This window comes from Nocardioides sp. Root151, assembly GCF_001427925.1.
Lineage (GTDB): Bacteria > Actinomycetota > Actinomycetes > Propionibacteriales > Nocardioidaceae > Nocardioides.
In genome coordinates, this window is the sequence record NZ_LMGG01000004.1 from 1,300,675 (window position 1) to 1,312,808 (window position 12,134).

A 12,134-nucleotide genomic window follows, 5' to 3' on the forward strand; every position below is an offset into this window, starting at 1 on the left:
GCTTCGTCCGCGCGGGGTCGGTCAGGCGAGGGCCTGGCCGACCTGCGGGTCGGTCTCGAGCGCGCGGAGCGGGGCGATCGGTGCCTTGCCGGCCAGCGAGCTCTGCACGTCGATCTCGCCACCGCGGGCGAGCAGGTCCCGGAAGACGGCCCGGTCGTAGACGGCCGGCTGGGTGCTGCCCATGAAGCCCTGCACGATCCTGACGAACCGTTCGGGGTGGTCCTTGTGCGGGAAGTGCCCGCAGTTGGCCAGAACCTCGACACGGGACCCGGGCGCCAGGGCGGCGGCGGTGTTGGCGTGCCGCACCGGGATCACCATGTCGTTGCGTCCCCAGATCACGCAGACCGGGACGGCCTCGGTGAGGTAGGCGCGGTCGCTCATCGTGACGACCTGACCGCGCCAGTCGACCACGGCGCGGGTGACGTGCCTGATTGCGGCCCGGGCTGCCGGATCCTTGAACGTGTCGACGATGTCGGCGACCTCGTCGAGGTCCCGGGCCCAGGTCTGGCCGGTCCCGGCGAGTGCGCGCAGGGCCGCGGTGGCCAGGTGGCGTACGCCGGGCAGGGTCAGCACGCCCAGGGCCGGGTCGGCGCCGGGCGTCGTCAGCGCGCGGATCGCCGGGGTGACCTCGGGGCCGAAGCCGCCCGAGGCGACCAGGATCATCCGCTCGGTCCGCTCAGGGAACTGGTAGGCGAACTGCATGGCCACCCCGCCACCGAAGCTGTGGCCGACCACGGTGGCCCGGTCGATGCCGAGCAGGGTCAGCAGGTCGCGCATGCCGTTGGCGTAGCCGCCCAGCGAGTAGTCGGCCCGGGGCTTGGCCGAGCGTCCGTGGCCGAGCAGGTCGGGGGCGATCACGGTGTGGTTGCGGGCCAGCTGCCGGATCACCGGCTCCCACGTGGTGTGGTCGCAGCCCAGGCCGTGGAGGAGCAGCAGCGCCGGACCGGACCCCGTGCGGACGAACGCCCGCCGGTGGCCGTGCAGGGTGACGTACTGGACGTCGAGCTTCTGCGCCGTCATCACCGCTCCTGTCTGGTCACGCCCGTCTGGCCACGCCGTCTGGTCACGGCGCCCTTCGTCTTGACAGTCGTCAAGTGAACCAGACGACCGGCCGATTTCGGAGACCACCCGCCCGACCTCTTGCCCACTGGACCGGGTCTTGACAGAACTCTCCCTCCTGTCCATTGCAGTCATGTGACGCCGTGGTCACGATCGGCACACGCAGTGGCCGTCGCCGAGGTTCGTCGGGCCACCCGGCGAACTTCGACGTCGTCCACTAGCCTGCGAGCGTGACCCGGCCGACCACTCCACGCGAGGACGCCTCCGCACTGCTGCAGCGTGCGGTGGGTCCGCTGAGCACGGCAGCGATGGCCGGCATGGACACCGAGAAGGCCTGGTTCCGCGACCTCTCCGCGGAGAATCGGTCCTGGGTCGGCATGATCGTGCAGGCCGGTATCCGTGGCTTCATCTCCTGGTTCCGCGACCACGCCGATTCGTGGGATCTCTCCACCGAGGCCGACTCCCCCATCGCCGCGCAGGTCTTCGGGGCTGCTCCCCGTGCCCTGGCCGGTGTGATCACCCTGCAGCAGACCGTCGACCTGGTCCGCCTCACGATCGACGTCGTGGAGGCCAACCTCGACGACCTGCTCGGCGCCGAGCTGGCACCCGTCGTCCACGAGGGCCTGCTGCGCTACGGCCGGGAGCTCGCCTTCGCCACCGCCGAGGTCTACGCCAGGGCCGCCGAGTCGCGCGGCGCGTGGGACGCCCGGCTCGAGGCGCTGGTGGTCGACTCGGTGCTGCGCTCCGAGAGCGACGAGACCGTGCTCTCCCGCGCCAGCGCGCTGGGCTGGGGCGGCTCGGGCGAGGTGGTCGTGGTGCTGGGGCGAGCCGCACCCGGCTCGACGGTCAACATCTTCGACGACGTACGCCGGTCCGCCCGGGCGCACCACATGGACGCCCTGTGCGCCGTACAGGGCGATCGCATGGTGGTGATCCTCGGCGGCGTCGAGGAGCCGGAGTCCGCGGTGCGAGCGCTCAGCAAGCACTTCGCCGAAGGGCCGATCGTGTTCGGACCGGTGGCACCCGACCTGGGCAGTGCCCACCACTCGGCGACGGCGGCCCTGGCCGGCTTCCGGGTGGCTGCGGCGTGGCCGCAGGCACCACGTCCGGTCGCCGCGCGCGACCTGCTCCCCGAACGCGTCCTGGCCGGCCACGAAGACGCCAGGCGCCAGCTGATCGAGGAGGTGTACCTGCCGCTGAAGGAGGGCCGCGGCACCCTGATCGAGACCCTCGACGCCTACTTCGGGCACGGTGGCTCGGTGGAGGGCACGGCCCGGTCGCTGTTCGTCCACCCGAACACGATTCGCTATCGCCTGCGCCAGGCCGCGGAGCTCACCGGGCTCACCGCCAGCCAGCCGCGCGACGGCTACACCCTGGCCGTCGCGTTGACGTGCGGACGTCTCTCCGAAACATGACGTTAACCTGGCGCCGACAACTCACTGGCGGGTAACAGGAAATTGTGGGAACCCGACAAGGAACCGCCCATGTATTTCGTGCGTGGCACCCCTCGGTCCACGGCCCGGACACGGCACAGTTGACGACGTGCTCGTCATTGTCGCTCCAGGCCAAGGTGCCCAGTCCCCCGGATTCCTCTCCCCCTGGCTCGAGGACCCCGTGTTCAGGGGTCGCTTCGAGTGGCTGTCGACAGTCGCCGGCCTCGACCTGGTGCACTACGGCACCGAGGCCGACGCGGAGACGATCCGCGAGACACAGATCGCGCAGCCGCTGCTCGTGGCCGCCGGCCTGGTCGCTGCCCTCGAGCTCTTCCCGAGCCCGGCCGACGCGTTCGGCAAGATCGGTGCCGTCGCCGGCCACAGTGTCGGCGAGCTGACCGCCGCCGCCGGTGCCCGTGCGATCACCGCCGAGCAGGCCATGGTGCTGGTCCGCGAACGCGGCCGTCTGATGGCCGACGCCGCCGCGCAGCGCCCGACCAGCATGACCGCTGTCCTCGGTGGCGACCGTGAGGAGGTCCTCGCATCGCTCGCCAAGCACGGCCTGACCCCCGCCAACGACAACGGCCCCGGCCAGATCGTCGCCGCCGGCACCGTCGAGCAGCTCGCCGCGCTGGCCGAGGACCCGCCCGCCAAGGCCCGCCTGATCCCGCTCTCGGTGGCCGGCGCGTTCCACACCGACCACATGGCACCGGCCGTCGAGCGCATGGGCAGCCTGGCCCGCTCGGTCTCCACCCACGACCCACGCACGGTGATCATCTCGAACGCCGACGGCCAGGTCGTCCACGACGGCCGCGAGGTGCTGGCCCGCATCGTCAAGCAGATCAGCCAGCCGGTGCGCTGGGACCTCTGCATGGACACGATGCTCGACCTCGGCGTCACCGGGATCCTGGAGATGCCGCCGGCCGGCACTCTCACCGGTATCGCCAGGCGGGCGATGAAGGGCGTCGAGACGTTCGCGCTCAAGACCCCCGACCAGCTCGACGACGCCCGCGCCTTCTGCGAGAAGCACGGCGAGGCCTCCCAGATCGACACCAACCCGACCTGGCGGATGGTGGTCAGCCCCGCGAAGGGCACGTTCCACCGCGACGCCGCAGCGGCCGACGCCGTCGAGCTCGGCGAGCGCGCCCTGATCGGTGCCGTCGCCAGTCTGCGTGACCGCATAGACGTCACCGCCGCCCACGGCGGTACGGTCGTGGAATGGCTCGTCGAGGACGGCGACATCGTCTCTCCCGGCCAACCTCTCCTCCGACTCCACCCGACGGGCGCCGCCTCATGACCGCACTCCGCAGTTCCACCGGCTCAGCCGAGGCGACGATCCTGGGCGTGGGCGCCTACCGCCCGCGCCGCGTCGTCCCCAACTCCGAGGTGGTCGAGGCGATCGACTCCAGTGACGAGTGGATCCAGCAGCGCTCCGGCATCAAGACGCGTGGCTTCGCCGAGGACGACGAGACCGTGCCGATGATGTCGGTTGCCGCCTCGAAGCAGGCCCTCGAGCAGGCCGGCGTCGCCGCGGAGCAGATCGACTGCGTCATCGTCGCCACGGTCAGCCACCTGATGCAGACGCCGTCCGCGGCGTCGCTGATCGCCCACGAGCTCGGCACCAACGGCGCCGCGGCCTTCGACATCTCCGCCGCCTGCGCCGGCTTCTGCCACGGCGTCTCGCTGGCCGCCGACATGGTGCGCGGCGGCTCGGCCGGCCACGTGCTGGTCGTCGGCGTCGAGCGCCTCTCCGACATCACCAGCCCGACCGACCGCGGCACGGCGTTCATCTTCGCCGACGGCGCCGGTGCGGTCGTGGTGGGCCCGTCCGAGGTGGCCGGCATCGGCCCGGTGGTGTGGGGCTCCGACGGCGAGCACTACGACTACATCCGGCAGAACGTCGACTGGCGCGACGTGATCGCCTCCGACGACCCGCAGATGCCGCACCTGATCATGGAGGGACGCTCGGTGTTCCGCTGGGCCGCCTTCGAGATGGCCAAGGTCGCCCAGGAGGCGCTCGACCGGGCCGGGGTCACCGCCGCCGAGCTCGACGTCTTCGTGCCGCACCAGGCCAACATGCGCATCACCGACGCGATGGCACGGGCGATGAAGCTGCCCGACACGGTGCGCATCGCCCGTGACATCGCCGAGCAGGGCAACACCTCTGCCGCCTCGGTCCCCCTTGCCCTCGAACGCATGATCACCGAGGGAGAGGCGCGCAGTGGCGACACCGCACTGCTGATCGCCTTCGGTGCCGGCCTGGCGTACGCCGCCCAGGTCGTCACCGTTCCCTGACCTGCACGTCAGACTGCACAATCAGACTGCACCACCAGAAATAACCCAACCCAAGGAGAACCCGGCATGGCCACCACTGAAGAGATCCGCTCCGACCTCGCCGAGATCGTCAACGAGGTTGCCGGCATCCCCGCCGACGACGTACAGCTCGACAAGTCCTTCGTGGACGACCTCGACGTCGACTCGCTGTCCATGGTCGAGGTCGTCGTGGCCTGCGAGGAGAAGTTCGGCGTCTCGATCCCGGACGACCAGGTCAAGAACCTCAAGACGGTCGGCGACGCGGTCTCGTTCATCGAGAACGCCGCCAGCTGACCCTCCCCCGTTCATCCCGGCCCCTCTGGGGCCAGCCCCCTCGAGGGCCCGCTTCCCAAACCGCGAAGGAACCGCATGTCTCTCAAGCGCGTGGTCGTCACCGGACTCGGCACCACCAACCCTGTCGGCGGCGACGTCGCCAGCACCTGGTCGGCGCTCCTGGCCGGCACCTCCGGCGTTCGCCACCTCGATGACGAGTGGGCACAGGACATCCCGGTGAAGATTGCCGGCCGGATTGCCGTGGAGCCCGGCGAAGTGCTCGACCGGGTCAAGGCACGTCGCCTCGACCGGTCGGCGCAGTTCGCCATGATCGCTGCCATGGAAGCCTGGCGGGACGCGGGCCTCGAGGGTGTCGAACTGGACGGCACCCGCACCGGTGTGGCCGTCGCGTCCGGCATCGGCGGGGTCACCACCCTGCTGGCCAACTACGACACACTCAAGGAGAAGGGCGCCCGCCGGGTCTCCCCCCTCTCCGTCCCGATGCTGATGCCCAACGCACCGGCCGCCAACGTCGGCCTGTACGTCGGTGCACGCGGCGCGGTCAACGCACCGACCTCGGCCTGCGCCTCCGGCAACGAGGCCATCTCGATGGCCCTCGACCAGATCCGGCTCGGCCGGGCCGACGTCGTGGTCGCCGGTGGCACCGAGGCCGCGATCCACCCGCTGCCGATGGCCGCGTTCGCCCAGATGATGGCGCTGTCGAAGACCGGCAGCGAAGAGGGCGGCGACCCCACCACGGTCTCCCGCCCCTGGGACACCGCCCGCGACGGGTTCGTCCTCGGTGAGGGCGCCGGCATCCTGGTGCTCGAGTCCGAGGAGCACGCCCTGGCCCGCGGCGCCCGCATCTACGCCCAGGTGATGGGCTCGGGCATCAGCAACGACGCCCACGACATCGCCCAGCCCGACCCCGAGGGCCGTGGTGGCACCCGCGCCATCCAGCTCGCGATCGACTCCGGCGACTTCAGCCCGCGCGACGTCGTACACGTCAACGCCCACGCGACCTCGACGCCGCAGGGCGACGTGGCCGAGGGCCTGATGCTGCACGCCACGCTGGGCGACCAGGTCGACAACTGCGTGGTCACCTCGACGAAGTCGATGACCGGCCACCTGCTCGGTGGCGCAGGCGCCCTCGAGGCCGTCGCCTGCGTCCTGGCCATCCGCGACCGGGTGAGCCCGCCGACGATCAACCTGGACAACAAGGACCCACGGGTCGACCTCGACATCCCGACCAAGGCCCGCGACCTGCCCCAGGGCGACATCGTGGCGCTGAACAACTCCTTCGGGTTCGGTGGCGCCAACGTGGCCGTCGCCTTCGGCAGCATCTGATGACCGCGGTCGCCACCACGGGGACCAAGCCGAGCCGGGTCGACGACTCGCGTCACCCGCTCAACCGGATGGGCGCGTTCTTCGACGAGGGCACGCTCGAGACGCTGACCGAGGACGACGGGTCCGGCATGCTGGCCGCCCGCGGCCTGGTCAACGGCTCCCCCGTGGTCGCGTTCTGCTCCGACCCCACGGTCATGGGCGGCGCGATGGGCGACGAGGGCTGCAAGGCCGTGCTGGTCGCCTACCGTCGGGCCCTCCAGGACGATGTGCCCGTGGTCGGCCTGTGGCACTCCGGTGGCGCCCGACTCGCCGAGGGCGTGCTCTCGCTGCACGCGGTCGGCGAGATCTTCCACATCATGACCCAGGCCTCCGGCAGGATCCCCCAGATCTCGATCGTGCTCGGCGCCGCCGCCGGTGGCGCCGCCTACGGCCCCGCGCTGACCGACGTCGTGATCCTCGGCCCCGACGGCCGGATCTTCGTGACCGGGCCCGACGTGGTGCGCTCGGTGACCGGCGAGGACGTCGACATGGCGCGCCTGGGCGGTCCCGAGCCGCACGGACGACGTTCCGGTGTCGTCCACATCCTCACCGAGACCGAGGCCGAGGCGCTCGACCGCGGACGACGCGTGGCCACCCTGCTCGGCGCACAGGGGTCGATGGACCTCGACACGATCGAGGACCGCGACCTCGCCGCCTGCCTTCCCGAGTCGAAGAAGCGCGCCTACGACGTGCACCCGCTGGTCGAGGAGGTCCTCGACACTGGCACGATCCAGGAGCTGCACGCCCGCTGGGCACCCAACATCGTCACCGCACTCGGCCGCATGGGCGGTCGCACGGTCGGTGTCGTCGCCAACAACCCGATGCGCCTGGGTGGCTGCCTCGACTCGGCCTCTGCAGAGAAGGCCGCCCGGTTCGTGCGCATGTGCGACGCGTTCGGCGTGCCGCTCGTGGTGCTGGTCGACGTACCCGGCTACCTGCCCGGCGTCGGCCAGGAGTGGGACGGCGTCGTACGCCGCGGCGCGAAGCTGCTGCACGCGTTCGGCGAGGCCGTCGTGCCGCGCGTGACGCTGGTGACCCGCAAGACGTACGGCGGCGCCTACATCGCGATGAACTCCCGCTCCCTGGGCGCCACCCGCGTCTTCGCGTGGCCCGGCGCCGAGGTGGCCGTGATGGGCGCCGTCGCCGCGGTCCGCATCCTCCACCGCCGCAAGCTGGCCGAGGTCGCCCCCGACATCCGAACGCAGGTCGAGGCCGAGCTGGCCGTCGAGCACGAGCGCATCTCCGGTGGCGTGCAGAAGGCCGTCGAGATCGGCGTGGTCGACGAGATCATCGAACCCGACGTGACCCGCAGTGCCCTGGCCCGGGCGATCGCCGGTGCCGCCGAGATCCGCGGCGACCACGGCAACATCCCCCTCTGACCCTCCCCCTTCCCCGTGTAACGCCCTGTCCACGACACTTTGCACCCCCTGCAGGGTGCAAAGTGTCAACATGGGCGCACAAGAGCCGTCGTACGGCAGCGGATAGCCTGCGGGCATGACCTACGAAACGCTGCGCTATGACGTCGCCGACGGCATCCTGACGCTGACCCTGGACCGGCCCGAGCAGATGAACTCGTTCACGGTGACGATGGCCGACGAGCTCGAGGCGGCGTTCAACCGGGCCAGCCAGGACGACGATGTCCGCGCGATCGTGGTGACCGGCGCGGGCAAGGCCTTCTGTGCCGGGATGGACCTCTCGGTCGAGGGCAACGTGTTCGGACTCGACGAGAGCCAGACGCCCACCATGGCGGACATGCAGGACCGGCTCGGGGACCCCGAGATCGCCACCGGTGTGCGCGACACCGGTGGCCGGGTCACGCTGGCGATCTTCAACTGCACAAAGCCGGTCATCGGCGCGATCAACGGTGCGGCGGTCGGCATCGGTGCGACCATGCTGTGCGCGATGGACGTGCGCCTGGCCTCGGAGAAGGCGCGCATCGGCTTCGTCTTCGGCCGGATCGGGATCACGCCCGAAGCCGCATCCACCTGGTTCCTGCCCCGCATCGTCGGCATCTCCCAGGCCCTGGAGTGGGTCTACTCCGCCGACATCCTGACCGCCGAAGAGGCCCGCGAGGGACGCTTCGTGAAGTCGGTGCACCCGGCCGACGAGCTGCACGAGGCGGCGTACGCCCTGGCCCGCAAGTTCACGACGAACCGCTCGCCGGTGGGCACCGCGCTGGCCCGGCAGATGATGTACCGCAACAGCGCGGCTGCGCACCCGCTCGAGGCGCACCGGGTCGACTCGCTGTCGATGTTCTACACGAGCATCGGCGACGGCAAGGAGGGCGTCGCGGCGTTCCTCGACAAGCGCGACCCCGAGTTCACCGGCAAGGCCTCGGAGATGCCGCCGTTCCACCCCTGGTGACAGCGCCGGTCTCGGGACGGACCTCAGGCCCTCTCAGCTGAGGGTGCGGCGCAGGAACCTGACGGTGCGCTCCATCGAGAGCGTCCACTGGGGGCCGAAGGCGTGCTCCTCGCCGGGATAGACGTGGAAGGTCACCCGCTTGCCGTAGGCCTGCAACGCCCGCACCGTACGACGACTCCACGGCAGCGGGCACGAGTCGTCCGACGTGCCGTGGTGGATCATCAGGGGTTCGGTGACCCGGCCGAAGAACGTGCGCGGACTGACGTTGCGCCAGAACCTGCGATGGGTCCGCGGCTCGCCATACCTCGCCAGGATGCGGGTCGCCACGTCGCCGCGCTCCGGACGGGTCCAGCGCTCGAAGTTGTCGACCGTGTCGGAGCTGACCGGTGCGAAGACGACGGCCGCGTCGACCAGACCGGGCTGCACCGTCAACGCGTTGTAGATGACGCCGCCGCCCATCGAACGACCGACCAGCCCGATCCGGTCGTCGTCGACGGGTCCGCGCCACCTGCGCAGGGCGAGCACCGCGTTGATGACGTCCTCGGTGTAGCCGAGCCGGAGCGACTCCTCCGCGCGCGGCGCCGGGTCGGAGAACGCGTGGCCGCGGTAGTCCACGTGCAGGGTGACGTAGCCGGCCCGGGCCAGGTAGTCCTGCTCGCGCCGCATCCCTTGGCCGTTGTCGTAGTAGGCCGGGTCGATGTAGCCATGGGCCAGCACCAGCGCCGGGAACGGGCCCTTGCCGGTCGGCACGTTCATCAGCCCGGACACCTTCATCGTGCCGCTGAGGTAGCTCACGGTGTGCTGGGTGTACGCCGAGGTGCTGGCCCCCTCGGCGCCCAACGTGAGGGCGCGCCCGTCGTACGACTTCTGCATGAGGGCCGGCAACGAGACCGGATGCGGAGGCCTGGCCGGAATCGTCGGAGCGGCGCCGGGTTCGGGAACCGGGGACGTCGACGAGCTCGAGGTCGGCCCGTCGTCAGCCGAGTCGTCGGAATCCTTCGAACCTGACGTGTCGGAGCACGCCGTGAGCAGCCCGGCGCAGAGCACCGACGCCAGCCAACCGGCCGACGTGGTTCTCGAACCCTGTGCGGGAGCGACGCTCACATCTCCAGTGTGCGCTAGACGACCTGGTGCAGCCAGCGGACCGGAGCACCGTCACCGGCGTGCCGGAACGTCTCGAGCTCGTCGTCCCACGGCTTGCCGAGCAGCTTGTCGATCTCGTTGAGCACCGTCGTGTCGCCCAGCGCGGCCTTGACCACGGCGGCCTTGAGCCGGTCCTCGGGGATCATGATGTCGCCGTGCAGGCCGGTGACGGCGTGGAAGACACCCAGCTCGGGCGTGAACGAGTAGCGGCCACCCTCGGTGCTCGAGGTCGGCTCCTCGGTGATCTCGAAGCGGAGGTGGTTCCAGCCGCGCAGGGCGGAGGCGACGGCAGCAGCCGAGCCGGCGTCTCCGGTCCAGGAGAGCTCGGCCCGGTAGGTCCCGGCCTGGGCAGGTTGCGGGGTCCACTCCAGGCTCACGGCAACACCGAGTACGCCGCCCACGGCCCACTCGATGTGCGGGCACAGTGCGGACGGCGCGGAATGGACGAAGAGGATTCCCCTCGTCGTCTTGGTGTTGGTGCGCGTTGCAGTCGTGGTCACTGTGACCTCCTCCATCTCAGGCGTCGAGATACGCCTTCCCCAGCGGTCTACGACAAATCGAGATGAAGTCACACAAGTGACACATGTGTAGTTATGGAGCCATTGTGACCCATGTTGCCGCTGAATACCAGCGGATCAGCAGATCACGTGAAGATTGTTCAGGAGGTGCGGACCGCAGCCGGGTCGACGACGTTCGCGAGGTCGCGCACGGCCCCCAGCAACACCCCGTCGCCCACGACGCGCGGACCGTCGATGACGTCGAGCACCACGCAGGTGATGTTGTCGACGCCGCCGGCCTCGAGGGCACGCTCGACGAGGGTGGCCGCGGCGGACTGGGGATCGGCGACCCTGAGCCCTTCGGCGATCTCGTCGTCGGTGACCAGGTCGCTCAGGCCGTCACTGCACAGCAGCAGCCGGTCACCCAGCTCGACCTCCAGCTCGAGCACGTCGGCGTCCTCGACCTGGCCGATCTCAGCGCCGGGCAGCGCGCGCAGCACGACGTTCTTCCACGGGTGGATCCGCGCCTGCGCCGCAGTCAGGTGGCCCTGCATCACCAGCTGATGGACGTAGGTGTGGTCGGTCGAGAGCTGCGCCAACCGGCCCTGGTGCAGCAGGTAGGCCCGCGAGTCCCCGACGTGCGCCATCACCACGCGGGTGCCGTCGGTGGCGACCGCGGTGAGCGTGGTGGCCATGCCGGTGCGGCGTACGTCGTGGGCGACGCCCTGGAGCAGCTGGTTCCGGGCGAACGTGACCGCCTCGCCGAGCACCTCGACCGGATCGTCGTCGGGGCGTGCGATCGCCTGCGCAGACACGGCGTACGTCGTGGTGGCCGAGGCGATTTCGCCCGCGGCAGCACCACCGACACCGTCAGCGACGAGGGCGACATAGGGACCGACGAAGGCGGAATCCTCGTTGTGGTCGCGCACGAGACCCACGTCTGTCACACCGGCACCCGAGAATCGCAACATGGGAGGCACCCCTCTCCTTGGCTAGGAGGAAGTAGAGCGGGTGACGAGTGAAGTCGTCAAGACCGACATTCGCCGTGACAATCTTCTCCCCGTGTGCCAAACCGGGTGTTTTCCGACTGCGTCCGCTTACCCTGAGCCCCATGCAATCCGTCCCGGAGACCGGCTCCGGCCTCGAGGTCTCACGCCGCCGGTGGCTCCCCTGGCTCTGGCTGCCGGCCGTGGTCGCACTGGTCGCCGTCGCTGTCTGGTGGGCCCGACACCCGGCACCGCTCCCGCTGACCGACTCCACGGTGACCGCCTCGCCGAAGGTCGGGCAGCGCGTCTACCTCGGTGCCACTCCGAGCGACCTCGAGGCACGCGACCTCGCCATCAGCAGTACGTCGTTCCGCACCGCGGACAGCTCGACCGACGGGCTCGACGTCGACGGGCTCGAGGTGGAGGCGTGGATCTGTCGCGACGGGGCGATCTCGCAGACCACGGACCCGAGCCGGTTCTGCGCCGACGTGCTGCCCGCGGAGGGCAACACGCTGCACCTCGGCGGCGGGGACCAGCTGATGCTCAGCGTCGAGTCGCCCACCCCCGTGGCACTGGTCCTCGACCCTGTCGAAGTGGCCTACCGCGACGGCCTGCAGTGGGGCACGGACCGGATCGGCTCGGAGTTCGAGGTCGTCGTCATCGGCTGAGGACCGACTTTC

The 12,134-nt window shown here is 70.4% G+C and carries 12 protein-coding genes; 8 read left to right on the plus strand and 4 right to left on the minus strand.

Annotated features, from left to right (window positions below):
* Positions 1–21 precede the first annotated feature (21 nt).
* Positions 22–1,020: an alpha/beta fold hydrolase gene (locus ASD66_RS14850; RefSeq protein ID WP_056687710.1), complete on the minus strand. Its 999-nt coding sequence runs from the start codon at positions 1,018–1,020 to the stop codon at positions 22–24.
* 269 nt (positions 1,021–1,289) lie between these two features.
* Between ASD66_RS14850 and ASD66_RS14855 the strand changes: the two genes are divergently transcribed.
* From ASD66_RS14855 to ASD66_RS14885, 7 genes are all read left to right on the plus strand, one after another.
* Positions 1,290–2,474, plus strand: a complete 1,185-nt coding sequence (locus tag ASD66_RS14855) for a PucR family transcriptional regulator (RefSeq protein WP_056687713.1) — start codon at positions 1,290–1,292, stop codon at positions 2,472–2,474.
* 127 nt (positions 2,475–2,601) lie between these two features.
* Positions 2,602–3,789, plus strand: coding sequence for an acyltransferase domain-containing protein (locus tag ASD66_RS14860; RefSeq protein WP_056687716.1), 1,188 nt, complete (start codon positions 2,602–2,604; stop codon positions 3,787–3,789).
* Positions 3,786–4,787 carry a beta-ketoacyl-ACP synthase III gene (locus ASD66_RS14865; protein ID WP_056687719.1) on the plus strand — a complete coding sequence of 334 codons (1,002 nt, stop codon included), beginning with the start codon at positions 3,786–3,788 and terminating at the stop codon, positions 4,785–4,787. Before ASD66_RS14860 ends, ASD66_RS14865 begins: the two co-directional genes overlap by 4 nt.
* A 66-nt stretch (positions 4,788–4,853) precedes the next feature.
* The gene (locus ASD66_RS14870; RefSeq protein ID WP_056687722.1) at positions 4,854–5,099 is read left to right on the plus strand and encodes an acyl carrier protein; all 246 of its coding nucleotides are present in this window, start codon (positions 4,854–4,856) and stop codon (positions 5,097–5,099) included.
* Between the two features lie 75 nt (positions 5,100–5,174).
* Positions 5,175–6,425 (plus strand): beta-ketoacyl-[acyl-carrier-protein] synthase family protein, encoded by a 1,251-nt coding sequence (locus ASD66_RS14875; protein ID WP_056687724.1) that lies wholly within the window; start codon positions 5,175–5,177, stop codon positions 6,423–6,425.
* The gene (locus tag ASD66_RS14880; RefSeq protein WP_056891368.1) at positions 6,425–7,843 is read left to right on the plus strand and encodes a carboxyl transferase domain-containing protein; all 1,419 of its coding nucleotides are present in this window, start codon (positions 6,425–6,427) and stop codon (positions 7,841–7,843) included. The genes ASD66_RS14875 and ASD66_RS14880 overlap by 1 nt, the downstream gene beginning before the upstream one ends.
* Before the next feature lie 115 nt (positions 7,844–7,958).
* On the plus strand, positions 7,959–8,828 hold the full coding sequence (locus ASD66_RS14885) for a crotonase/enoyl-CoA hydratase family protein (protein WP_056891369.1): 870 nt from the start codon (positions 7,959–7,961) through the stop codon (positions 8,826–8,828).
* A gap of 33 nt (positions 8,829–8,861) precedes the next feature.
* Here ASD66_RS14885 and ASD66_RS14890 read toward each other — a convergent pair whose 3' ends face one another.
* The 3 genes from ASD66_RS14890 to ASD66_RS14900 form a co-directional block, all read right to left on the minus strand.
* Positions 8,862–9,932: an alpha/beta hydrolase family protein gene (locus tag ASD66_RS14890; protein ID WP_235530105.1), complete on the minus strand. Its 1,071-nt coding sequence runs from the start codon at positions 9,930–9,932 to the stop codon at positions 8,862–8,864.
* Positions 9,933–9,946: 14 nt separating this feature from the next.
* Positions 9,947–10,486 carry a DUF3145 domain-containing protein gene (locus ASD66_RS14895; protein ID WP_056680868.1) on the minus strand — a complete coding sequence of 180 codons (540 nt, stop codon included), beginning with the start codon at positions 10,484–10,486 and terminating at the stop codon, positions 9,947–9,949.
* A gap of 143 nt (positions 10,487–10,629) precedes the next feature.
* Entirely contained in the window at positions 10,630–11,439 is an 810-nt protein-coding gene (locus ASD66_RS14900; protein WP_056680872.1) for a PP2C family protein-serine/threonine phosphatase, read from the minus strand.
* 140 nt (positions 11,440–11,579) lie between these two features.
* Here ASD66_RS14900 and ASD66_RS14905 point away from each other — a divergent pair, with 140 nt between their 5' ends.
* Positions 11,580–12,122 carry a hypothetical protein gene (locus tag ASD66_RS14905; protein WP_056680875.1) on the plus strand — a complete coding sequence of 181 codons (543 nt, stop codon included), beginning with the start codon at positions 11,580–11,582 and terminating at the stop codon, positions 12,120–12,122.
* The last annotated feature ends 12 nt before the right edge of the window (positions 12,123–12,134 follow it).